Origin of the sequence: Rhizobium sp. OAE497 (genome assembly GCF_040546565.1) — a bacterium.
In the GTDB taxonomy this organism is placed as follows: domain Bacteria; phylum Pseudomonadota; class Alphaproteobacteria; order Rhizobiales; family Rhizobiaceae; genus Rhizobium.
The window spans coordinates 58772-81891 of sequence record NZ_JBEPOA010000001.1 but is presented as its reverse complement, the minus strand read 5'-3'; the positions used below and the strand labels follow the sequence as shown (position 1 = coordinate 81891).

25 protein-coding genes are annotated in these 23120 nt (G+C 62.0%); 11 read left to right on the top strand and 14 right to left on the bottom strand.

Annotated elements, in window-relative coordinates:
- The first annotated feature begins 19 nt into the window (after window positions 1-19).
- Window positions 20-220 (top strand): hypothetical protein, encoded by a 201-nt coding sequence (locus tag ABIE40_RS00410; protein WP_130279381.1) that lies wholly within the window; start codon window positions 20-22, stop codon window positions 218-220.
- 154 nt (window positions 221-374) lie between these two features.
- Window positions 375-1163, top strand: a complete 789-nt coding sequence (locus tag ABIE40_RS00405) for a YdcF family protein (RefSeq protein WP_199629860.1) — start codon at window positions 375-377, stop codon at window positions 1161-1163.
- Window positions 1164-1166: 3 nt separating this feature from the next.
- Here ABIE40_RS00405 and ABIE40_RS00400 read toward each other — a convergent pair whose 3' ends face one another.
- Window positions 1167-1637 carry a hypothetical protein gene (locus ABIE40_RS00400; protein ID WP_112714188.1) on the bottom strand — a complete coding sequence of 157 codons (471 nt, stop codon included), beginning with the start codon at window positions 1635-1637 and terminating at the stop codon, window positions 1167-1169.
- 122 nt (window positions 1638-1759) lie between these two features.
- Between ABIE40_RS00400 and ABIE40_RS00395 the strand changes: the two genes are divergently transcribed.
- On the top strand, window positions 1760-2395 hold the full coding sequence (locus ABIE40_RS00395; RefSeq protein ID WP_199629861.1) for a trimeric intracellular cation channel family protein: 636 nt from the start codon (window positions 1760-1762) through the stop codon (window positions 2393-2395).
- A 3-nt stretch (window positions 2396-2398) separates the two neighbouring features.
- On the opposite strand, the gene irrA is transcribed toward ABIE40_RS00395, so the two are convergent.
- Entirely contained in the window at window positions 2399-2818 is a 420-nt protein-coding gene (gene irrA / locus ABIE40_RS00390; RefSeq protein ID WP_130279385.1) for an iron response transcriptional regulator IrrA, read from the bottom strand.
- 300 nt (window positions 2819-3118) lie between these two features.
- Between irrA and fabA the strand changes: the two genes are divergently transcribed.
- The 5 genes from fabA (at window position 3119) to ABIE40_RS00365 (ending at window position 6435) form a co-directional block, all read left to right on the top strand.
- Window positions 3119-3625, top strand: coding sequence for a 3-hydroxyacyl-[acyl-carrier-protein] dehydratase FabA (gene fabA, locus ABIE40_RS00385; RefSeq protein ID WP_199629862.1), 507 nt, complete (start codon window positions 3119-3121; stop codon window positions 3623-3625).
- 53 nt (window positions 3626-3678) lie between these two features.
- Entirely contained in the window at window positions 3679-4902 is a 1224-nt protein-coding gene (fabB, locus tag ABIE40_RS00380) for a beta-ketoacyl-ACP synthase I (RefSeq protein ID WP_112714194.1), read from the top strand.
- Between the two features lie 4 nt (window positions 4903-4906).
- On the top strand, window positions 4907-5713 hold the full coding sequence (gene fabI, locus ABIE40_RS00375) for an enoyl-ACP reductase FabI (protein ID WP_112714196.1): 807 nt from the start codon (window positions 4907-4909) through the stop codon (window positions 5711-5713).
- A 103-nt stretch (window positions 5714-5816) separates the two neighbouring features.
- The gene (locus tag ABIE40_RS00370; RefSeq protein ID WP_199629863.1) at window positions 5817-5999 is read left to right on the top strand and encodes a type II toxin-antitoxin system HicA family toxin; all 183 of its coding nucleotides are present in this window, start codon (window positions 5817-5819) and stop codon (window positions 5997-5999) included.
- 10 nt (window positions 6000-6009) lie between these two features.
- On the top strand, window positions 6010-6435 hold the full coding sequence (locus ABIE40_RS00365; RefSeq protein WP_354540942.1) for a type II toxin-antitoxin system HicB family antitoxin: 426 nt from the start codon (window positions 6010-6012) through the stop codon (window positions 6433-6435).
- On the opposite strand, the gene ABIE40_RS00360 is transcribed toward ABIE40_RS00365, so the two are convergent.
- From ABIE40_RS00360 to rimP, 9 genes are all read right to left on the bottom strand, one after another.
- Window positions 6410-7426: a class I SAM-dependent methyltransferase gene (locus tag ABIE40_RS00360; protein WP_199629865.1), complete on the bottom strand. Its 1017-nt coding sequence runs from the start codon at window positions 7424-7426 to the stop codon at window positions 6410-6412. The genes ABIE40_RS00365 and ABIE40_RS00360 overlap by 26 nt on opposite strands.
- 75 nt (window positions 7427-7501) lie before the next feature.
- Entirely contained in the window at window positions 7502-9640 is a 2139-nt protein-coding gene (gene pnp / locus ABIE40_RS00355) for a polyribonucleotide nucleotidyltransferase (protein ID WP_112714200.1), read from the bottom strand.
- A gap of 329 nt (window positions 9641-9969) precedes the next feature.
- Window positions 9970-10239 carry a 30S ribosomal protein S15 gene (rpsO, locus tag ABIE40_RS00350; protein ID WP_026283114.1) on the bottom strand — a complete coding sequence of 90 codons (270 nt, stop codon included), beginning with the start codon at window positions 10237-10239 and terminating at the stop codon, window positions 9970-9972.
- Between the two features lie 169 nt (window positions 10240-10408).
- Window positions 10409-11341 carry a tRNA pseudouridine(55) synthase TruB gene (gene truB / locus ABIE40_RS00345; RefSeq protein ID WP_199629866.1) on the bottom strand — a complete coding sequence of 311 codons (933 nt, stop codon included), beginning with the start codon at window positions 11339-11341 and terminating at the stop codon, window positions 10409-10411.
- A 14-nt stretch (window positions 11342-11355) separates the two neighbouring features.
- Window positions 11356-11760: a 30S ribosome-binding factor RbfA gene (rbfA, locus tag ABIE40_RS00340; RefSeq protein ID WP_112714204.1), complete on the bottom strand. Its 405-nt coding sequence runs from the start codon at window positions 11758-11760 to the stop codon at window positions 11356-11358.
- A gap of 74 nt (window positions 11761-11834) precedes the next feature.
- Window positions 11835-14531, bottom strand: coding sequence for a translation initiation factor IF-2 (gene infB, locus ABIE40_RS00335; RefSeq protein ID WP_199629867.1), 2697 nt, complete (start codon window positions 14529-14531; stop codon window positions 11835-11837).
- 98 nt (window positions 14532-14629) lie between these two features.
- Window positions 14630-15316 (bottom strand): RNA-binding protein, encoded by a 687-nt coding sequence (locus ABIE40_RS00330; RefSeq protein WP_210341259.1) that lies wholly within the window; start codon window positions 15314-15316, stop codon window positions 14630-14632.
- A complete protein-coding gene (nusA, locus tag ABIE40_RS00325; RefSeq protein WP_112714210.1) occupies window positions 15316-16920 on the bottom strand; it encodes a transcription termination factor NusA in 1605 nt (534 codons plus the stop codon). The genes ABIE40_RS00330 and nusA overlap by 1 nt, the downstream gene beginning before the upstream one ends.
- Before the next feature lie 60 nt (window positions 16921-16980).
- Window positions 16981-17586 carry a ribosome maturation factor RimP gene (gene rimP, locus ABIE40_RS00320; RefSeq protein ID WP_112714212.1) on the bottom strand — a complete coding sequence of 202 codons (606 nt, stop codon included), beginning with the start codon at window positions 17584-17586 and terminating at the stop codon, window positions 16981-16983.
- A gap of 251 nt (window positions 17587-17837) precedes the next feature.
- Between rimP and ABIE40_RS00315 the strand changes: the two genes are divergently transcribed.
- Window positions 17838-19469, top strand: coding sequence for an MFS transporter (locus ABIE40_RS00315; protein WP_199629868.1), 1632 nt, complete (start codon window positions 17838-17840; stop codon window positions 19467-19469).
- 11 nt (window positions 19470-19480) lie between these two features.
- Window positions 19481-19930 (top strand): GNAT family N-acetyltransferase, encoded by a 450-nt coding sequence (locus ABIE40_RS00310; RefSeq protein WP_199629869.1) that lies wholly within the window; start codon window positions 19481-19483, stop codon window positions 19928-19930.
- A 3-nt stretch (window positions 19931-19933) separates the two neighbouring features.
- Here ABIE40_RS00310 and ABIE40_RS00305 read toward each other — a convergent pair whose 3' ends face one another.
- Together ABIE40_RS00305 and recR are read right to left on the bottom strand one after the other, a co-directional pair.
- A complete protein-coding gene (locus tag ABIE40_RS00305) occupies window positions 19934-21193 on the bottom strand; it encodes a lytic murein transglycosylase (protein ID WP_130279393.1) in 1260 nt (419 codons plus the stop codon).
- 6 nt (window positions 21194-21199) lie between these two features.
- Complete coding sequence (recR, locus tag ABIE40_RS00300) at window positions 21200-21805, bottom strand: recombination mediator RecR (protein WP_199629870.1); 606 nt, start codon at window positions 21803-21805, stop codon at window positions 21200-21202.
- A gap of 57 nt (window positions 21806-21862) precedes the next feature.
- Here recR and ABIE40_RS00295 point away from each other — a divergent pair, with 57 nt between their 5' ends.
- On the top strand, window positions 21863-22492 hold the full coding sequence (locus tag ABIE40_RS00295) for an MOSC domain-containing protein (RefSeq protein ID WP_354540941.1): 630 nt from the start codon (window positions 21863-21865) through the stop codon (window positions 22490-22492).
- On the opposite strand, the gene ABIE40_RS00290 is transcribed toward ABIE40_RS00295, so the two are convergent.
- The gene (locus ABIE40_RS00290; protein WP_130279466.1) at window positions 22482-23093 is read right to left on the bottom strand and encodes a LysE family translocator; all 612 of its coding nucleotides are present in this window, start codon (window positions 23091-23093) and stop codon (window positions 22482-22484) included. The genes ABIE40_RS00295 and ABIE40_RS00290 overlap by 11 nt on opposite strands.
- Between the last annotated feature and the right edge of the window lie 27 nt (window positions 23094-23120).

Below are 23120 nucleotides of genomic sequence, written 5' to 3'. Positions count from 1 at the left end.
TGGAGGCACGATCACTGCAATGAAATTCGATATTGAATTGCCTGAAGCGCCGCCGAACATCGCAGCCGATGAAACGCAGCGAAACCTTTCCACGATACTTGATGGACTCTCGGCGCTGCGCTTAAATATTAATCACCAGCCCGAAATTCTTTACTGGATTGAACGCGCGGTCGCCGAGACTGAAAACCAGCTGCGGATGATCGCACCTCCCTTTCACTAATCGATTGAATGGGAATCCATTTCATTCCTTCGATGACACTTCGCCGTTGATCCCTGCCATTATCTGAGACGATCAACCGCATCCGGCCTGCGTCCATTTCCTCGACAACCGAATCGCATAGGATGCCGCCCAATTCGATATTGGGAGCGTTTTCGTGTTTCTGTTTTCCAAGCTTGTCTGGGTCTTCGGCCAGCCGCTATCCCTCGCGTTCTTCCTGACCGTTCTCGGCTTCCTTGCGCTGGCCTTCCGGCTGCGCAAGAGCGCGCTCCTGCTCTCCGGGCTTGGCGCTGCCGTGCTGTTCGCGACGCTTTACACGACGGCGGGCAACTATCTGCTGCAGGGGCTGGAGAACCGTTTCCCCAAACCGGCGCAGGATCCCGATAGCCTGCAATGCATGATCGTGCTCGGCGGCGCTTTCGAGAACGAGGTGAACACCGCCCGTCACGGCATCGAATTCAATGCCGCTGCCGACCGCTTCATCGAGACGCTGCGGCTGGCACAGAAATTTCCGCAGTCGCGGATCCTGATTTCCGGCGGCGATGGCTCGATATCGGGACACTATGAGGGCGACGCGGCCGCCTCGGCGCGTTTCTTCCCGCTCTTCGGCGTGGCGCGGGAGCGGCTGGTCGAGGAGACCACGTCTCGGACGACCTTCGAGAATGCCACCAATACCAAGGACCTGCTCGCCACGAACGGCCTGTCGAAGTGCCTGCTGATCACCTCGGGCTATCACATGCCGCGCTCGGTCGGCATCTTCCGCAAACTCGGGATCGACGTGGTGCCGTGGCCGACCGATTTCCGCACCGATGGGGAGGTCCATCTCGGGCTGGATTTCACCCAGCCGAGCCTCAACGCCCAGAACACTGCGACGGCCGTGCGCGAATGGTTCGGCCTGGTCGGCTACTATCTGGCAGGGCGCACCTCGGAGCTCTATCCGAAGTAATCGCTATTTCTTGGAGATGGTGACGAATTTGGTGCCGCGAACGCGGGCCGTGACGATGCAGGGGTCACCTTCCGTGCGATCGCAGAAGCGCGGATGCATCTTCATGGCCAGAACCATATTGCCGAAGCGCTGGACGAAGTCGTAGCCGTAGATCTGCGCCGTGGCGATCATGAAATAGCCGCCCTCGGCCACCTGCAGATAGAAGTTATAGGGGCAGCCGTCGTCGTTGCACTGCGGTCCCTTTTCGCCGTCGCAGGTGAGCTCACCCTCGTTGACGACAGCATCGATGAGGCCGTCATTGTTGATGTCCTGGCGGGTCACGTAGCCCTCGCCGAACTCCGCCTTGGTGCATTGTTCGGTGAAATGCTTCTTCTCGTAGATCTCCGGATCGGAGATCAGGGACTGCTGGGCGAAGGCGGCAACCGGCACCACGAGCAGCGCTGCGAGATTGAGGGCGATTAGAAGCGCTTTCACGGCTTTCCTCTTTTTGGCGGATAAGGACACTGACAGCGGCGCATTCTCTACGCCGCGCCTTGCGCCGCCCTTGCCGCCGTGATTCAGTCGCCCGACGATCTCCGCCGCCTTGGGACCCTGAAATGTCGCTGCTCGCCTATCTCGATTATGCCGGCATTGCTCTTTTCGCGGCGACCGGCGCGCTTGCGGCATCGCGCAAGCAGCTCGACCTCATCGGCTTCCTGTTCTTCGCGACGGTGACGGGTATTGGCGGCGGCACCGTGCGCGATATCGTGCTCGGCCGCGTTCCGGTCTTCTGGGTCTTGAACCCGGCCTATATCATCATCTGCTGCATCACCGGCGTCGTCGTGTTCTTCACCGCGCATCTGGTGGAATCGCGCTACCGGCTGCTGATCTGGCTCGATGCCATCGGCCTGTCGGCCTATTGCGTCATGGGCGCGGCGAAGGGACTGGCGGCCACCGGCTCCCCCACCATCGCCGTCGTGACGGGAACGCTGACCGCGACCTTCGGCGGCGTGCTGCGCGATCTCATGGCGAACGAGCCTTCGGTCCTGCTGCGGCCTGAGATCTATATCACCGCGGCGCTGATCGGCGCCGGCGTCTTTACCGGCGCAACGGAGCTCGGCGTGCCCCTCTATGCCGCGTCAGCGCTCGGCGCAGCGGCAGCCTTCGCGATCCGCGGCGGCGCGCTGTGGTTCGGATGGACGTTCCCGACCTACAAGCACAGGCCCGGCCGTCACCCTGACGATGTGATGTAAGATTTAGCGGTTCTTCGGGCGCAGACGGATCACCACGTCGACATGGGCGATTTCCATGCCTTCGGGCGGCTCCGGCAGATTGCCGATCGTCAGATTGCTGACGGGGATATCGAGCACGTCGTTTTCACCTTCGACAAAGAAGTGATGGTGATCGGAGACGTTGGTATCGAAATAGGTCTTCGCGCTTTCCACGGCGAGAACGCGGATCATCCCGGCCTCGGTGAACTGGTGCAGCGTGTTGTAGACGGTCGCCAGCGACACGGGCACGCCGGCGGTGACGGCTTCCTCGTGCAGTTCCTCGACCGTCAGGTGCCGGTCGCCCTTGGCAAACAGGAGATCCCCGAGGGCAACGCGCTGGCGGGTCGGACGAAGGCCGGCACTGCGCAGTCGTGCTTCGATGCTAATCGGGGCTTCTGGCGCCATCAAGGAGCAACTCCGGTTAATTCTAGCGTCAAGTAATCAGGTTTCCTAAGCCATATAACTTTTGCGCAAAAGCCTTTCAATAGTTTCAATGGGGACAATAGGGGCGGAAATGCCTTAAAATCCGGCCTTTGACGCATTTAGCTCTGGCCGCGGCCTTGGCCTTCCTGTATGCGACCACCAAATAAGGCAGATCGCCGGTCCGGCGCGGAATGAGAGGCAGCCATGCTTATGCTTCATTTTCCGAAGAACTTGGACTAAACACTCACTCCATCAGCACGTTGCGGGGGACACAGACTTTTCATGACGACGAGACAATCCAGCTTCAACTATGAGGAAATCCTGTCCTGCGGCCGCGGCGAACTGTTCGGCCCCGGCAACGCACAGCTTCCCCTGCCGCCGATGCTGATGGTCCATCGCATTACCGACATCTCCGAAACCGGCGGAGCGTTCGACAAGGGTTACATTCGCGCCGAGTACGACGTTGAGCCCGACGATTGGTATTTCCCCTGCCACTTCCAGGGAAATCCGATCATGCCGGGCTGCCTCGGCCTCGACGGCATGTGGCAGCTGACGGGCTTCTTCCTCGGCTGGCTCGGCGAGCCCGGCCGCGGCATGGCACTGTCGACAGGCGAAGTGAAGTTCAAGGGCATGGTTCGCCCGGAGACGAAGCTCCTCGAATACGGCATCGACTTCAAGCGCGTCATGCGCGGCCGTCTGGTTCTCGGCACCGCCGACGGCTGGCTGAAGGCTGACGGGGAAGTCATCTACCAGGCAACCGACCTGCGCGTCGGTCTGTCCAAAGCCTGAACCGCGGTCACGATCGCTCCAAATACAAAGACGTTTTAGAAGAGGTCATCGACATGAGACGGGTTGTTGTCACGGGTCTGGGTATCGTTTCCTCCATCGGAAATGATGCGCAGGAAGTCACCGCGTCGTTGCGCGAAGCCAAGTCCGGTATCTCGTTTTCCAACGATTTCGCCGAGCACGGCTTCAAGTGCCAGGTCTGGGGTTCGCCGAAGATCGACGTGACCGACCTCGTCGACCGCCGTGCAGCCCGCTTCCTGTCGCAGGGCGGCATGTGGAACCACGTCGCCATGAAGCAGGCGATCGCCGATTCCGGCCTCGAAGAGTCCGACATCGGCGGCAACGAGCGCACCGGCATCATCATGGGTTCCGGCGGCCCGTCCACCCGGACGCTGATCGAAGCGGCCGACATCACCATCAAGAACAACAGCCCGAAGCGCATCGGCCCGTTTGCCGTGCCGAAGGCTATGTCCTCGACGGCTTCGGCAACGCTTGCCACCTGGTTCAAGATTCACGGCGTCAACTACTCGATCTCGTCGGCCTGCTCGACCTCTGCACACTGCATCGGCAATGCCGCTGAAATGATCCAGTGGGGCAAGCAAGACATCATGTTCGCCGGCGGCCATGAAGATCTCGACTGGACGATGTCGAACCTCTTCGACGCCATGGGCGCGATGTCCTCCAAGTATAACGATACGCCCGATACCGCCTCGCGTGCCTATGACGTCAGCCGCGACGGCTTCGTCATCGCTGGCGGCGCCGGCGTTCTCGTTCTCGAAGAACTCGAGCATGCCAAGGCACGCGGCGCGAAGATCTACGCCGAAATCGTCGGCTACGGCGCGACTTCCGACGGTTACGACATGGTCGCTCCGTCGGGCGAAGGCGCCATCCGCTGCATGCGCCAGGCGCTGGCGACGGTGAAGGGCAGCGTCGACTACGTCAACACGCACGGTACCTCGACGCCTGTTGGCGACAGCAAGGAAATCGGTGCGATCCGCGAAGTCTTCGGCGACAAGATCCCGCACATCCAGTCGACCAAGTCGCTGACCGGCCACTCGCTCGGCGCAGCCGGCGTGCAGGAATCGATCTACTCGCTGCTGATGATGCAGGCGGGCTTCATCGGTGAAAGCGCCCATATCAAGGAACTCGACCCCGAGTTCGACGGCGTGCCGATCGTTCGCAAGCGCATCGACGATGCCAAGATCGACATTGCCCTTTCCAACTCCTTCGGCTTCGGCGGCACGAACGCTACGCTCGTCTTCCAGCGCTACAACGGATAATACCATGACGGGATTCATGCAGGGTAAGCGCGGCCTCATCATGGGCGTCGCAAACAACCATTCTATCGCCTGGGGCATTTCGAAGGCGCTGGCCGCCCAGGGCGCCGAGCTGGCTTTCACCTTTCAGGGCGAGGCGCTCGGCAAGCGCGTGAAGCCGCTTGCAGCTGAAGTCGGCTCCGACTTCGTCCTGCCCTGCGATGTCGAGGACGTCGCTTCGGTCGATGCTCTCGTCGAGTCGATCAAGGAACGTTGGGGCAAGCTCGACTTCGTCGTTCACGCCATCGGTTTCTCCGATAAGAACGAGCTGAAGGGTCTTTACGCAGACACCACGCGCGAGAACTTCAGCCGCACGATGGTGATCTCCTGTTTCTCCTTCACCGAGATCGCCAAGCGCTGCGCACCGCTGATGAGCGACGGCGGCTCGATGCTGACGCTGACCTATAACGGCTCGACGCGCGTCATCCCGAACTACAACGTCATGGGCGTTGCGAAGGCTGCTCTGGAAGCCTCCGTGCGCTACCTGGCGGCCGATTACGGCCCGAAGGGCATCCGCGTCAACGCGATCTCCGCCGGCCCGATCCGCACGCTCGCAGGCGCCGGCATCTCCGACGCCCGCGCGATCCTCTCGTGGAACCAGCAGAACGCACCGCTGCGCAAGACCGTCAGCATCGACCATGTCGGCAATTCGGCGCTCTACCTGCTGTCCGACATGTCGGCCGGCGTCACCGGCGAAATCCATTTCGTCGACGCAGGCTTCAACATCACCTCGATGCCGACGCTGGACGCGCTGCGGACTGCAGACGTCGAATAGCATCGAACAGCCATTAAGCCTTGCCAGGCCGTGCGCATCATGATGCGCACGGCCTTGTCGTTTCTACTCCGGCAGCGTATATTGGCGAAGGGGTGGGAGACCGATGGAGCGAAACAGTCAGAAGATCATTTCGCGACTAAAGCGCGACGGATTCGCGCTCATCTCCGTAAAGGGATCTCACCATAAATTCCGGAAAGGCGACCGGACGATCATCGTCCCGCACCCGAAGAAAGATTTGCCCGCAGGCACGGCGCACGCGATCGCCAGGCAGGCCGGATGGGTATGAGGAGCAATCGATGAAATACTTCATCGCTCTCGTCCACAAGGACGAAGACAGCGCTTTCGGGATCAGCTTTCCCGATCTGCCATCCGTCTTTTCAGCTGCGGATATAGAAGACGACCTGACGGCGAATGCCATCGAAGCCCTGCGGCTCTGGGCCGAGGATGAGGTACTTCCCGTGCCGTCATCCTTCGAAACCATCAGCAGCCGCGCCGATGTTCGCGAACAGTTGGCAGCAGGCGCATTTCTCACACGTGTACCGTTCATCGAGGACGAAACGCGGATCGTGCGTGCGAACGTGACTTTTGAGAAGGGTATGCTCGATGCGATCGACGCCGCTGCCAAAGAGCGGGGCCTGACCCGGTCGGCCTTCCTTGCGAGCGCCGCCCGCAAGGAACATCGAAGCGGCTTAGTGCTTACTTTTTCGCCCAGAGAACCTTGAAGCGGGCGTTGCGGCAGGTCTCGCCGCTTTCGCGGAAGCTTGCCGCCAGAACCGGCTCGTAAGGTAGGCCGCGATTTGCCACCAGCATGAGGCGGCCGCCGCCGCGTAGTGCCGAGGCTGCGGTCTTGATCATCGCCTGACCGAGCGAGGGCTCAGCGGCGTGGCCTTCATGGAAGGGCGGGTTCATGATGATGAGGTCATACTTGTCCTTGACCGGCTCGGCCGCCAGATCGTGCCAGAAGAAGCGAGCAGGCGCCTTCGGGAAGTTCTCTGCCAGATTGTCCTTGGCGGCTTCCAGCGAGGCGTGGTTGGCCTCGTAGAGGTCGAGACGCTCGAGGCGCGGCGACTTCTCCATCAGTTCGACCGAGAGATAGCCCCAGCCGGCGCCGAAATCGGCGGCGTCGCCGGTGAAATCGGTCGGAAGGCGCGAAGCGAGCAGTTCCGAGCCGTCGTCGATACGATCATGTGAGAACATGCCGGGAGCCGCGATGAAGCGGCCGTCGACACGCACCGATGTCTTGGCGAATTTGGCGACGGCTTCGCTGACATCAGCCGGGCGGATGAACCAGAAGGCAACGCCGTGATATTTCGGCATGTGCTCGATTTCGAAGCCGAAGCCGTCCATGCGCTTGCGCAGTGGCTGGATGCCGTCTTCCTTGCCGCCGGCGATGACGATCAGGCCACCCGCCTTCACCAGGGAGAGCGCGGCGGCGATATTCGCCTCGTTCTCGCCCTTGTGCTTGGTGCAGAGAACTAGAGCCGCATCGTAATCTTCACCATCGATCTCAGGCGTGGTTTCGATGCGCTGGGCCTGCAGCTGCCGGAACAGCGGGCGGAAGCCCTGTACGGCGCTCAGCGAGGCCGCGAAGCCCTCAGGCAGAGCGAAACCTGCCTCGGCGCCCAGGAACAGCACGCGCTGCCCCTCGCCCGGCGCATCGACAGTGCCGCTGGCAAAGGGGTGGAACAGGGTTTTCAGCGTTTCGCGGCTCATGGGCTCATCTCGTCTTTGAATACAAAAAGGGCGCGGAAACAGTCCCGCGCCCATGAAGTCCTGGAAAGGCGCAGCTTACTCGGCTGCTTCTTCCTTCTTCTTGTCGGCCGGGATTTCCTGGCCGGTCGCCTGATCGACAACCTTCATCGACAGGCGGACCTTGCCGCGCTCGTCGAAGCCGAGGAGCTTGACCCAAACCTTCTGGCCTTCCTTGACGACGTCCTGGGTCTTGGCAACGCGCTCGGAAGCCAGCTGCGAGATGTGGACGAGGCCGTCACGGGCGCCGAAGAAGTTGACGAATGCGCCGAAGTCGGCGGTCTTGACGACCGTGCCTTCGTAGATAACGCCGATTTCCGGCTCGGCAACGATCGAGTGGATCCACTTGCGGGCCGCTTCGATTTCCTTGCCCGAGGACGAGGCGATCTTGACGGTGCCGTCGTCTTCGATGTTGATCTTCGCGCCGGTCTTTTCGACGATTTCGCGGATGACCTTGCCGCCGGAGCCGATGACTTCACGGATCTTGTCGACCGGGATGTTCATGACTTCGATGCGCGGAGCGAATTCGCCGAGCTGGCCACGGCTCTCGGTGATGGCCTTGGCCATTTCGCCGAGGATGTGCTTGCGGCCGCCCTGTGCCTGGCCGAGAGCGACCTTCATGATCTCTTCGGTGATACCGGCGATCTTGATGTCCATCTGCAGCGAGGTGATGCCGTCAGCGGTACCGGCAACCTTGAAGTCCATGTCGCCGAGGTGGTCTTCGTCGCCGAGGATGTCGGAGAGAACGGCGAAGCGGTCACCTTCGAGGATCAGGCCCATGGCGATACCGGCAACCGGCTTGGCAAGCGGAACGCCTGCGTCCATGAGTGCCAGCGAGGTGCCGCAAACGGTTGCCATCGAGGACGAGCCGTTCGACTCGGTGATTTCGGAGACAACGCGCAGCGTGTAGGGGAACTGTTCAGCCGACGGCAGCATCGGGCGGATAGCGCGCCATGCGAGCTTGCCGTGACCGATTTCGCGGCGGCCCGGGGAACCCATGCGGCCGGTTTCGCCGACAGAGTAGGGCGGGAAGTTGTAATGGAGCAGGAAGCGCTCCTTGTACATGCCCGTCAGGCTGTCGACATACTGTTCGTCTTCGCCGGTGCCGAGCGTGGCAACGACGATCGCCTGCGTTTCACCGCGGGTGAAGAGAGCAGAACCGTGGGTGCGCGGCAGGAGGCCGACTTCGGAAACGATCGGGCGAACAGTTTCGAGGTCGCGGCCGTCGATGCGGCTCTTGGTGTCGAGGATGTTCCAGCGAACGATCTTTGCCTGCAGGTGCTTGAAGATCGCGCCGACTTCTTCAGCCGTGTACTTGGCTTCGCCTTCTTCCGGCAGGAAGTGTGCCTTGACCTTCGCCTTGACGGCGTCAACGGCAGCGTAGCGTTCAGCCTTCTGCGTGTTCTTGTAGGCGGTGCGGAGTTCGGCTTCGAAATGCTTCAGCATCTCGCCTTCGAGTTCCGAATAGTCTTCCGGCTGGAAGTCGCGCGGTTCCTTGGCAGCCACTTCGGCGAGCTTGATGATCGCGTCGAGAACCGGCTGGAAGCCCTTGTGGCCGAACATGACGGCGCCGAGCATGATTTCTTCGTTGAGTTCCTTGGCCTCGGATTCAACCATCAGAACGGCGTCATGCGTACCGGCAACGACGAGATCGAGAACCGACTCGTCCATCTCGTCGAGATGCGGGTTGAGGATGTATTCGCCGTTGATGTAGCCGACGCGAGCGCCGCCAACCGGGCCCATGAAGGGAACGCCGGAGAGCGTCAGGGCTGCGGAGGTCGCAACCATCGACAGGATGTCCGGGTTGTTTTCGAGGTCATGCTGGATGACCGTGACGACGACCTGGGTGTCGTTCTTGTAGCCTTCCGGGAAGAGCGGGCGGATCGGGCGGTCGATCAGGCGGGAAACGAGGGTTTCGTTTTCCGACGGACGCCCCTCGCGCTTGAAGTAGCCGCCGGGGATCTTGCCGGCTGCGTAGGTCTTTTCCTGGTAGTTGACGGTTAGCGGGAAGAAATCCTGGCCGGGCTTCGGAGCCTTGGCGGAAACGACGGTCGCGAGAACGACGGTTTCGCCGTAGGTGGCGAGAACGGCGCCGTCAGCCTGACGGGCGATCTTGCCGGTTTCGAGCTTCAGCGGGCGGCCTGCCCACTCGATTTCCACGCTATGGGTATCGAACATATGTCTTGTCCTTCAATGCGGGAACAGGCGCCACGACCCTTTCAAGGCATAGCGCGCGATCGACCGCAATTATGTGACGCATCATGGGCAAGACAACGGGAGGCTTTGCGGCAGCGGCTTTCGAGAAAGCCGGGCCAAGGCTTCGGTACCTTGGCCGGAAAGCATCCGGCAATCCTGCCATGACAGGTCAACGGTTGTTTTGGCAAAACCGGCCCATCCGGGTCTGCCTCAGTTCCGCCGTGCGAGATGTCAAACGCGGCGGTCAGTCTGTGGGGCACCAAGCCCCGAATAAGCAACCGGCGGGCGTCCGAAGAGCCCGCCGGAAAACATTAGCGACGGATACCCAGGCTGGTGATCAGCTTGGTGTAACGGCCTTCGTTCTTCTTCTTGAGGTAGTCGAGAAGCGAACGGCGGCTCGAAACCATCGTCAGCAGGCCACGGCGGGAGTGGTTGTCCTTCTTGTGGCCCTTGAAGTGTTCCGTGAGGTTGTTGATCCGCTCGGTCAGGATAGCAACCTGGACTTCCGGAGAACCGGTGTCGCCTTCGAACGTTGCGTATTCCTTGATCAGGGCGGTCTTGCGCTCAGCAGTAATCGACATCGGATGTTCCTTTCAATGAGAGGAGATAAGGTCGCCAAAAGCCGGGATGTCGTCCAGCTTTGGCCGCGAATTGCATTCAGGCCTGCCTGATGCTGGCGCTGCCTATAAACCATTCAGACAGCGAAGGGAAGAGGCATGACTGGCACGCCTCCTCAAGGCTCCTGTGGCCTCAGCCGAAGACGCGCTTCGGGCGGAATTCGCCCTGGCCGATCTCGCCGATGGCGATCAGCTTGCCGCGTGCCGTCGCATAGGCTTCGCTCTCGGTGATCGGCGCATCGCGGCCGCGCACCAGGATCGGATTGCCCATTTTCAGGCGGTGCGCCTGGTCGTCGTTGACGATGAGATGCGGCAGCGCGGAAAGCGCCTCGCTGGTGTCGATCAGCAGCGCGTCGAGGGCGACCAGACGCTCGTCCTGATCCTCGATCGCTTCGAGAGCGACCAGATCGGCGAGCGGGATCATGCTGTCTTCGGCGAAAGGAGCGACGAAGGTGCGGCGGAGACCCGAGATATGACCGTAGCAGCCGAGTTCGCGGCCGAAATCACGGGCAAGAGCGCGGACATAGGTGCCCTTGCCGCATTCGACTTCGAAATGCGCGGTGCTGGCATCCGGGCAGGAGAGCAGCGTCAGGCGGAAGATCTCGACTTCGCGCGACGGGATCTCGACAGCCTCGCCCTCACGGGCGAGGTCATAGGCGCGCTCGCCGGCAATCTTGATCGCCGAAAACTGCGGCGGGACCTGATTGATGACGCCGGTATAGCCCGGCAGCAGGGCGTGGATCTGTTCTTCCGACGGGCGCTTGTCCGAGCTCTGGGTGACGTCACCCTCGAGGTCGTCGGTGGCGCGCTCTTCGCCCCAGGTGACCGTGAATTCGTAGATCTTGCGGCCATCCATGACGTAAGGAACAGTCTTGGTGGCGTCGCCAAGCGCGATCGGCAGCATGCCGGAGGCGAGCGGATCGAGCGTGCCGGCATGGCCGCACTTCTGCGCCTTGAACAGCCACTTGATCTTGGAAACGGCTTCCGTGGAGCCGAAATCCACCGGCTTGTCGAGGATCAGCCAGCCGGAAACCGGGCGGCCCTTGGGTTTACGTGGTTTGGACATGTCTTCTTCTGTTATCAGGCGTCAGCGTCGTCATCGAGGTCGCGGCTGACCTCCGGAGAGCGCAGGAGCTCATCGATCTTCTTGTAATTGTCGAAGCTCGTATCGTCGCGGAAGCGGACTTCCGGCATGTATTTCATCTGGCGCAGCTGATTGCCGAGGCGGCCGCGGATGTATTTCGCATTCTTGTTCAGCGCCGCGATCACCTTGTCATGATCGGAGACGCCGAGCGGCGTCACGAAGGCGGTCGCGATCTTCAGATCGGGCGACATGCGCACTTCGGAGATGGAGATCACGGTCTTTTCGATCACGTCGTCGCGGACTTCGCCGCGCTGCAGGACCTGCGTGATCGCAGCGCGCACCTGCTCGCCGACGCGCAGCATGCGCTGGGAAGGAGCGGAGGTTGTCGGTCTTGTTGCCATTTTTCTTTGCCTCAAAAGGTTCGGGCGCCGGCCTTATGTGATCCGGCGCCCGTCCATGATACAGGTCCGCGCGATCAGAGCGAGCGGGTGATATGCTCGACGCGGAAGCACTCGATGACATCGCCGGCGCGGATGTCTTCGTAGTTCTCGAAGGCCATACCGCATTCCTGACCGACCGGAACTTCCGATACTTCGTCCTTGAAGCGCTTGAGCGTCTTGAGCTTGCCTTCGTGGATGACGACGTTGTCGCGGATGAGGCGCACGCCTGCACCACGCTCGACCTTGCCTTCCGTGACGCGGCAACCCGCGACCTTGCCGGTCTTGGTGATGTTGAACACCTCGAGGATCTCGGCATTGCCGAGGAAGGTCTCGCGACGTTCCGGCGACAGCAGGCCCGACATCGCCGCCTTCACGTCATCCACCAGATCGTAGATGATGTTGTAGTAGCGGATCTCGATACCACCACGCTCGGCAGCGGTACGTGCCTGTGCATTGGCGCGGACGTTGAAGCCGATGATCGCAGCATCGGAGGACTCGGCAAGCGAGATATCCGACTCGGTGATGGCGCCGGCGCCCGAATGAACGATGCGGGCACGCACTTCGTCGGTACCGAGCTTGTCCAGGGCGCCGATGATGGCTTCGATCGAGCCCTGCACGTCACCCTTGATGACCAGCGGGAATTCCTTGTAGCCCGTATTCTGCAGCTTGCTCATCATCTGTTCGAGCGAACCGCGCTGGCCGGACTGGCGGGCAGCTGCCTTGTCGCGCGCCAGACGCTGGCGGTACTCGGAGATTTCGCGAGCACGGGCTTCGTTTTCGACGACGGCAAACTTGTCGCCCGCAGCCGGCGTGCCGGAAAGGCCGAGAACTTCGACCGGGGTCGCCGGACCGGCTTCCTTGACATGGTCGCCCTTGTCGGTGACGAGCGCGCGGACGCGGCCCCACTGATCGCCGGCAACGATGATCTGGCCCGGCTTCAGCGTACCCTTCTGGACCAGAACGGTCGCAACAGCACCACGGCCACGGTCGAGCTGGGCTTCAATGACGGTGCCTTCGGCAGTACGGGTCGGGTCGGCCTTGAGGTCGAGAATTTCGGCCTGCAGCAGGACGGCTTCGAGCAGCTTGTCGAGGTTCGTCTTGTTCTTGGCCGAGACTTCGACGTCGAGCACTTCACCGCCGAGCGATTCCACGAAGACTTCGTGCTGCAGAAGCTGCTGCCGGACGCGGTCCGGCTTGGCTTCGTGCTTGTCGATCTTGTTGATCGCCACGATGATCGGAACACCAGCCGCCTTGGCGTGGTTGATGGACTCGATCGTCTGCGGCATCACGCTGTCGTCGGCCGCGACCACCAGGATCGCGATATCCGTCGCCTGCGCACCGCGGGCACGCATGGCCGTAAAGGCGGCGTGGCCGGGGGTGTCGATGAAGGTGATTTTCTGGCCGTTCTGTTCGACCTGATAGGCACCGATATGCTGGGTGATGCCACCGGCTTCGCCCGAGACAACGTTTGCCTGGCGAATGGCGTCGAGCAGCGAGGTCTTGCCGTGGTCGACGTGACCCATGATGGTGACGACAGGCGGACGCGAAACCATTTCGCCGGCATCGTCGGCCTTGTCGAAGATACCTTCTTCGACGTCGGATTCCGAGACGCGCTTGACGGTGTGGCCGAATTCGCTGGCGATGAGTTCTGCGAGGTCGGCGTCGATGACGTCGCCCGGCTTCATCATCTGGCCTTCCTTCATCAGGTACTTGATGACGTCGACGGCGCGTTCAGACATACGCTGCGACAGTTCCTGAATGGTGATGGTTTCAGGAAGGATGACTTCGCGAATGACCTTTTCGCGGGTTTCCTGCATCTGGCTGCGGCGGAACTTTTCCTGACGGCGGCGGGTGGCAGCCATCGAGCGGCCGCGCGCACCTTCGTCGTCAACGCCGGCCGTGCCGATCGTCAGCTTGCCGCGACGGCGATCTTCCTCGCCCTTCGGACGGGTGGTGACGGGCTTTGCCGGTTCCGGGCGGACAACACGGCCGCGTGCCGGAGCACCGCGCGCAGCACCGCTGCGATCATCTTCTTCGCCTTCGCGGCGGCCGCGGGCGGCTGCCGGAGCAGCTGCAGATCCGGGACGCGCGGCGCCAGGGGCCGGTGCGGCATCGGGGCGGCGGGCAGCAGGTGCCGACGGCTGAGCCGCACGGGCCTGAACAGGCTCTGCAGCCGGAGCCGGTGCCGGGGCTTCAACGACCGGAGGTGCCGGCGGACGGGCAGCTTCTTCAGCGGCGCGGCGCGCAGCCTCTTCAGCTTCAGCGGCCTGACGGGCGGCTTCTTCGACAGCGCGGCGCTTCTCTTCCTCGACACGGCGAGCCGCGTCTTCAGCTTCGCGAACCTGCGCCATGGCAAGAGCGCGACGGCGCGCATCCATTTCTTCCGGCGACAGATGGTTCAGCACCACCGGACGCGGACGGTCCTGCTGGCGCGGAGCCTGCTGCTGAGAGCTGGGCTGCTGGATACGGGGTGCCGGTGCCTGCGGCTGCGGACGAGCCTGGACAGGCGCGGGTGCAGGCTCGGCTGCGCGCGGCGCTGCCGGAGCAGGTGCGACCGGACGTTCGTCTTCAGGGCGCATCGGGCGCCGCTTGCGGGTCTCGACGACGACCGCTTTGGTGCGACCGCGACCCATATCCTGGCGCACGGTGCCCTGGCTTATCCCCGACGGTTTCAGGGTCAGCGTCTTCTTGCCCGTTGCACCAAGTGTCTTGTCGTCATTGCTATCGGTCATTCGATCCCGTTCCTTCGGACAGGGATCGATGACGTCATCAGACCCTGTCAATCACATAAGTCGATCAATGATGGGCCGGCAGATGCCGGTCGCCCGTATCATTGTTTTTGCCGGCCAGCGCTGCCCGGCGCTCGCGACTGACCGCCATTGCGGTACTGCTCGAGCATCTTTGCGCGCTTCACTACACCCTCACCTGCCTGCCCTGCAAGCACTGCGGCATGGATAAAAGCATTCTGGCCCATCACCCCTTCCATTTCGCTCTCCGAGAAGAGACGGAAGGAAGGTATTTCTTCCTCGGTTTCCATTCCGAGGTGCCAGGCCTTGCGAGCCTGATCTATCTTTCGCACGCCATCATCGGCCGCTCCGGTCGAATGAAAGACCGCGATCGCCGCGCCAGCGCGGATCGCAGCATCCACTTTCGAGGCGCCGGTGATGAATTGACCGGCCTTGCGGGCCATATTCATCATCTGCATCAGCTGCTGTGCCAGCAGCCGGTCGACGGTTTCGCCGAGATCATCGGCAGCCTTCACGTCGGCCTTCAAAGCGCGGGCGAAGGTCTTCTTCGCCACCGCCTTGTCGACCAGCGAACGGTCGATCTTCACCCAGCATCCCCGGCCCGGAAGCTGACGCTTGAGGTCCGGAATGATGGAGCCATCGGGAGCGGCCACGAAGCGGATCAGCTCATCCGGCGATCCGCTTTCGCGCGTCACGATGCACATGCGGCCGTTCACGTCGTAACCTGCAAGATCATCATCCTCAGGAGAAGTGTCCGGCTGCGCGGTCATTATGCGTCCTGCTCGGCAGCATCGGCCTCAACGGCTTCGGCTTCCTTCGCAAGGTCTTCCTCGGTGATCCAGCCAGCCAGCAGGCGGGCCTGAACGACCATCTGTTCAGCTTCGACGCGCGAAACATCGAACTTCGAGAAGAGACCCTCGAACTTCTTGGTTTCGCCATTCTTGCGCTCGGTCCAGCCGACGAGATCGTCTGCTGCGCAACCGGCGAAGTCCTCGACCGTCTTGATGCCGTCTTCACCGAGGGCGACCATCATCTGGGCGGTAATGCCGTTGATCTGGCGCAGCTCGTCGGTAACGCCGAGCGCCTTGCGCTTCTCGTCCATCTCGGCTTCGAGCTTTTCGAGATATTCGCGGGCGCGGGTCTGGATTTCCTGCGCGGTGTCTTCGTCGAAACCGTCGATCGAGGCGATTTCGTCGAGATCGACATAGGCCAGCTCTTCAACGGCTGCGAAGCCTTCGGAAGCCAGGACCTGACCGACCATTTCGTCAACGTCGAGAGCATCCATGAATAGGTTGGTGCGCTCGTTGAATTCCTTCTGACGGCGCTCCGACTCTTCGGCTTCCGTCATGATGTCGATGTCCCAGCCGGTCAGCTGCGAGGCCAGACGAACGTTCTGACCGCGGCGGCCGATGGCGAGCGACAGCTGCTCGTCGGGAACGACGACTTCGATGCGCTCTGCATCTTCGTCGAGAACGACCTTGGCGACTTCAGCCGGCTGCAGGGCGTTGACCACGAAGGTCGCCGGATCCTGCGACCACGGAATGATGTCGATCTTTTCGCCCTGGAGCTCACCGACAACGGCCTGAACGCGCGAACCGCGCATACCAACGCAGGCGCCGACCGGATCGATCGAGCTATCGTTCGAGATAACGGCGATCTTGGCGCGCGAACCCGGATCACGGGCAACCGAGCGAACCTGGATGATGCCGTCGTAGATTTCCGGAACTTCCATGGTGAAGAGCTTCACCATGAACTGCGGATGCGTGCGCGACAGGAAGATCTGCGGGCCGCGCTGTTCGCGACGGACATCATATACGTATGCGCGGACGCGATCGCCATAGCGGACGTTTTCGCGCGGGATCATTTCGTCGCGACGGATGATGCCTTCGCCACGGCCGAGGTCGACGATGACGTTACCGTATTCGACGCGCTTGACGGTGCCGTTGACGATCTCGCCGACGCGGTCCTTGAACTCGTCGAACTGGCGATCACGCTCGGCTTCGCGAACCTTCTGGACGATGACCTGCTTTGCGGACTGCGCCGCGATGCGGCCGAAATCCATCGGCGGCAGCGGATCGGCGATGAAATCGCCAAGTGCTGCGTCGGGGTTGCGGTCGCGGGCCAGTTCCAGCGGGATCTGCGTGGAGTAATCCTCGGCCTTCTCGACGACTTCGAGCAGACGCTGCAGACGGATTTCGCCGGTCTTCGGGTTGATGTCGGCGCGGATGTTCGATTCCGAGCCGTAACGGGAGCGAGCCGCCTTCTGGATCGCATCGGCCATAGCGGCCAGCACGATTTCGCGGTCGATGACTTTTTCGCGCGCCACTGCATCTGCGATCTGCAGAAGCTCAAGCCGGTTCGCACTGACTGCCATTGTTTTATCTCTCCGTCTTGGCCTTCCGGGTTCCCGTCCCTGGAGCCTGTAGTTGATCGGTTATTCTTGGTCTTCCGCGTCGTTCTGGTTCGCGGCTTCCGCCTTCGCAGCCTTGTCGGCGCGAAGAGCGTCGCGGATCAGATCGTCGGTCAGGATAAGCTTGGCGTCGGAAAGGGCCGTGAAGGGGATTTCCACCTTCTGCTCTTCGCCATAGGCAACCTGGTCACGCTCGAGCGTGAAGCCATCTGCATTCGATTCCAGAATCTTGCCGCGGAACCGCTTGCGGTTGCCGATCATGATCGACGTTTCGCACTTCACAAGGTGTCCCTGCCAGCGGACGAAATCCGACTTGCGCACCAGAGGGCGGTCGATACCGGCAGACGACACTTCGAGATGATACTCCCGATCGATCGGATCTTCCACATCGAGGACCGGCGAAACGGCCGTGGAGACCTCTTCGCAATCCTCGACGGTCATGGTGCCATCGTTCTTCTCTGCCATGATCTGCAGCGTCGCGCCGTTCTGATTCAGCATGCGGACGCGGATCAGGCGGAAGCCCATGCCGACAAGCACAGGCTCGATGATGTCGGCAAGGCGCTGGTCAAGCCCGGTCTCGGTAATCAGCCGCGGCTCAAGTTCGTTTTCTACGTTTGTCTGGTCCGACAAGCGGTGCGCTCCTCGCAAATTTCAAAGCATTTTGCATGATCGAGCTAATAAAAAAGAGCGGGTCCTTGCGGCCCACTCTTCATCGTACGATCAAGAATTTGAGTGGCATATAGGCCCGTTTTTCCGAAAATGCAAGCTCTGGCGCCAAATGCGCCCCGGATGCAAATCCCTGCCTAGCCTCGGCCTCGCATCGTCATATATTGGGCAGGACGAGAACAAGACAAGCCGGAGCAAATCCGGACGGAGGGGACGTGCCGTCGAATTCTTCCACGCTGGGGCCGCTGAAGCATGAAACCTATCGCAGAATCTGGTTTGCGAGCCTTGCGTCGAATTTCGGCGGACTGATCCAGGCCGTCGGCGCCGCCTGGATGATGACGACGATCACCGCCTCCGAGGACATGGTGGCGCTGGTGCAGACATCGACGGCGCTGCCGATCATGCTGTTCTCGCTGGTCTCGGGCGCGCTCGCCGACAATTTCGACCGGCGCCGCGTGATGCTGACGGCGCAATGTCTGATGCTCGCCGTTTCGGCCGTGCTGACGGCCTGTGCGCTGATCGGCTGGATCACGCCCTGGCTTCTGCTGATCTTCACCTTCCTGATCGGCTGCGGCACGGCGCTCAACAATCCCTCCTGGCAGGCTTCGGTCGGCGACATGGTGCCGCGCGAGGATCTGCCAAATGCAGTGACGCTGAACAGCATGGGCTTCAACATGACCCGCAGCGTCGGCCCGGCGATCGGCGGCGTCATCGTTGCGGCCGCTGGTGCTGCGGCGGCCTTTGCAGTCAATACGGTGAGCTATCTGGCGCTGATCTATGCACTGAAGCGCTGGAAGCCCTCCCTGCCCGCCTCGACGCTGCCGCGCGAAAGTCTCGGCAGCGCAATCTTCGCCGGGCTCCGCTATATCTCGATGTCGCCGAACCTCGAGAAAGTGCTCGTGCGCGGCTTCATCTTCGGCGTCGGCGCGAGCTCCATTCTGGCGTTGCTGCCGATCGTCGCGATCAATCTCGTCTCCGGAGGCCCACTGACCTACGGCTTCATGCTCGGCTCCTTCGGCATCGGCGCCATTGGTGGTGGCGCGCTGAACGCGCGGCTGCGCGATGCGCTGAGCAGCGAGACGATCATCCGCTATGCCTTCGCCGGCTTTGCTCTCAGCATGGCGATCACCGCTGCCAGCCCTTTCGCCATCCTCACCTGCGCCGGCCTGCTGATCTCGGGCGGCTGCTGGGTTCTGGCGCTGTCGCTCTTCAACACGATCGTGCAGCTCTCGACGCCGCGCTGGGTCGTCGGCCGGGCGCTGTCGCTCTATCAGACGGTAACCTTCGGCGGTATTGCCGGTGGCAGCTGGCTCTGGGGTATCGCAGCCGACGAGTTCGGCGTTTCCAATGCGCTCTATGGCTCGGCGGCGGTCATGCTCGTCGGCATCGTCATCGGCCTACGCTTCTCGATGCCGGCCTTTGCATCGCTCAATCTCGATCCGCTCAACCGCTTCATCGAGCCGGCGCTCGGCCTCGACATCACGCCACGCAGCGGCCCGATCGTCATCCAGATCGACTACATCATCGGCGACGAGGATCTTCCTGAGTTCCTGAAGCTGATGGGCGAGCGGCGGCGGATCCGCATTCGCGATGGCGCGCGGGCCTGGGCGCTGATGCGCGATCTCGAAAATCCCGGCATCTGGACGGAGAGCTATCATACGCCGACATGGGTCGAATATATCCGCCACAACCAGCGCCGCACCCAGGCCGATGCCGAGAATACCGATCGGCTGCGGGCGCTGCATCGGGGCACGGAATTGCCGCATGTCCACCGTATGATCGAGCGCCAGGCGATACCGCCATCCGACGACGTGTTCCACAAGCCGCCGATCGACATTCATCACTAGGTGCCCGTGCGATGTTCAGACGAGCCAGGGAAAGCGATCTCCCCGCCATCATTGCGATGCTGGCCGACGATGCGCTCGGGATGAGCCGGGAGACGGTTTCCGACCCTATCGACGAGCGCTATACCTCAGCCTTCGCCGCCATCGACTCAGACCGGAACCAGCTGCTTGCCGTCGCGGTCGACGATCGCGACAATCCGGTCGGCTGCCTGCAGCTGACCTTCATTCCCGGGCTTTCGCGCACCGGCATGTGGCGCGGGCAGATCGAGAGTGTCCGCATCGCCGCGACGGAACGCGGCAGCGGGCTCGGCACGCGCTTCATCGAATGGGCAATCGAGGCCTGCCGCGAGCGCGGGTGCAAGCTGGTGCAGCTCACCAGCGACAAGTCGAGATCGGATTCCATCCGCTTCTATGAGAAGCTCGGATTCACGGCGAGCCATGAGGGCATGAAGCTCAGTCTCTGACGACTATTTCAGCTTTCCGATCATCGACGCCTCGGGATAGCAGGTCGGCTTCTCACCGTTCTTTACCTGCCACTGGCCAATCGAACGGCGTGTCTTGTAGCCCGGCAGCCCGTCGGAGCCGCCGACATCATAGCCCTGGCGCTCCAGCGCCTTCTGCATCGCCGCCACATCCGAGCGCAGCATCTTCCCGACATCGCCCCAGGCGCCCTGGAAAGAGTCGGAGCCATAGGCGATGCGATCGGCGAGATTGCCGATATAGAGCGCGTAGAGGTCGGAGTTGTTGTATTCCTTGATGACGTAGAAGTTCGGCGTGACGATGAATTCCGGGCCGTCGCGGCCGGCCGGCACCAGCATCATGCCATCCGCCTTCAGTTCCGAAGACGGGAAACCCTTGCCAGTGATACGGTCTATGCCGAGCGAGGCCCATTGCGACAGCGGCTTGGCAAGATCGGGACCTTCCTGGGCGCAAGAGACCGAGGCGGGGATCGTCACCTCGAAGCCCCAGTCGCGGTCGCGCTGCCAGCCTTTCTTGACCAGATAGTTGGCTATCGATGCCAGCGTATCCGGCACCGAGGTCCAGATATTGCGATGGCCGTCGCCATCGAAATCGACGGCGTATTTCAGATAGCTCGTCGGCATGAACTGCGGCTGGCCGAGCGCACCGGCCCAGGAGCCCTTGAAGTCCGCAGGGGTCACATCACCGCCGTCGATGATGTGGAGCGCCGCGATCAACTCGGTGCGGAACATCTCCTTGCGGGTCGACATGAAGGCCTTGGTTGCCAGAACCTGGATCGCCGAATTGGGGATCTTGGCGGCGCCGAACCCGGTCTCTCGGCCCCAGATGGCGAGGACGATCGAGCCCGGCACGCCATAGGTCTTCTCGATCCTCTTGAGGGTAGAGGCGTATTGCGAGGCGAAGCCGCGGCCGGTCATGGCGAGCTTCTTCAACCGATCCTCGTTGAAATAGGGAGCGGGAGAGGAGAATTCGGCCTGCGTCTGCTTGCGGTCCTTCGGCGGCGGGAAACCGGGCGGCGCCAAATCGGGAAGATCCCAGTTGAGCTCGATACCCGAAAAGGCCGCCTGAAAGGTCTTGGCCGAGATGCCGTTCTTCTCGGCTTCCGGCCGCAGGTCGTTCTGCACCCATTTCTCGAACTGCGCTTCGACGGCGGCCTTGGATGGCGCGGCTTGCGCTGGAAGATGAAACGAGACAGCGAGTGCGGCGGTCAGGATCGAAAGACGCGCAAGGATCTTCAATTCGGACATTCCCCCTCAGATGGCCGTTCGTGCACGAAGTGCCGCCGCCAACGTTCCCTCATCGAGATAATCAAGCTCGCCGCCGACCGGCACGCCATGGGCGAGACGGGTGATCTTCACCTCGAGCCCGGAGAGCTGGTCGGTTATATAGTGCGCTGTGGTCTGCCCTTCGACGGTGGCGTTGACGGCGATGATCAGCTCGCGGATGCCGCCCTCGCCGACCCGATCGATCAGGCCGCGGATGTTGAGATCATCGGGCCCGACGCCATCGAGCGGCGACAGCGTGCCGCCGAGAACATGGTAGGCGGCGTTCATGGCGCCGGCGCGCTCCAGCGCCCAGAGGTCGGACACGTCCTCGACGACGATGATGACGGATTGGTCGCGGTGGTCATCGGTGCAGACGGTGCAGGGATCGACAGTATCGACATTGCCGCAGCGCGAGCAGACCTTCACCTTGTCATAGGCATCGCCCATGGCATGGGAGAGAGGACCGAGAAGCTGGTCCTTCTTCTTGATCAGATGCAGCGCGGCGCGGCGCGCCGAGCGCGGCCCGAGGCCCGGCACCTTCGCCAGAAGCTGGATGAGTTTTTCGATTTCGGGGCCGGTGACTCGCGTTGCCATGTGCCGTTCTTAGCCCATATGTCGCCAAAACGGAATCGCGGAAGGAATGCCGCCGCCATGAAAATAAAAGCGGTCTGCACCGGCAGCCCAGAGCGGCTGCCAGGCAAGAAATACAAGACCGGTATCTTCAAGCATGCGGTCGGCGGCGGCGTGATGATCGATGCCGAGGGACTGGTCGGCGACGCGATCTGCAACCGCACCTATCACGGCGGCGTCGATCAGGCCGTCTATATCGAGGGGTCGGAGACACTCGACTGGTGGAGCGACGAGCTCGACAGGGAGATTGCGCCCGGCACCTTCGGCGAGAACCTCGTCATCGACGGGCTCGACAATCGCGACGTTTCGGTCGGCGACAGGTTTATCGCAGGCGATCTTGTTCTGGAGGTCACTTCCGCCCGCATCCCCTGCGCGACGTTTGCCGCCAGGATGGACGATCCGCGCTTCGTCAAGCGCTACACCAAGGCTGGACGGCCGGGCATTTATTGCCGCGTGCTTGCCAATGGGATCGTAGAAGCCGGGATGACAGTCGAATATCGCCCGTTCGCCGGCGCGAAGGTGACGATGCCTGAGATGATGGAGACGTTCGGGCGAAAACTTTCTGCCGAGGACCGCGAGCGCTATCTGGCAGCGCCCATCCATTACAAGCTGCGGGCACAGCTGGAGGCGCAGCCGTCAATCAACGGGTAGCGATCGCCATGGCGGCACCGGCCATGGTGGCGGCGCTGGCGCGGTTGGCGATCATCACGGCGCGGCGGCTCTTGAGAAAGCTGCGGGCCTTCGCGGCCAAGAACATCCAGGTGAAATCGACGACCGCGAGAACGACGAGCAGTGTCACCACCAGCTCCGCCCAGCCGCCGAAGGAGACGGCGCGGATGTCGATGATCGACGGCAGCAGCGCGATGTAGAACATCATGATCTTCGGATTGCCGAGCGCGATCGCCAGGCCCGTCAGGAACATCCGGCCGCGCGAGCGGGCCTGCGGCAATTCCTCTTCCTCGACGTCAGGCTTGGCGAACCACATCTTCCAGGCGAGGTAGAGAAGATAGAGAATGCCGAGCCACTTGATGACGACGAAGGCGTGGTAGAAGGTTTCGGCGATCGCCGATAGGCCGGCGATGGCGCAGGTCAGCCAGATGGCATCCCCCGCCCACATGCCGAACAGGAAGGGCAGCACATCGCGCGCGCCCTTCGAGATGACGCGGGCGACGAGGGCCGCAACGCTTGGGCCGGGCGTACCGGCAGCGATGAAAAGAGCGCCGGCAAAAACCAGCAGCGTCGTCAGCGTCAGCATGTCAGTTCTCCTCCCGGCAATAAG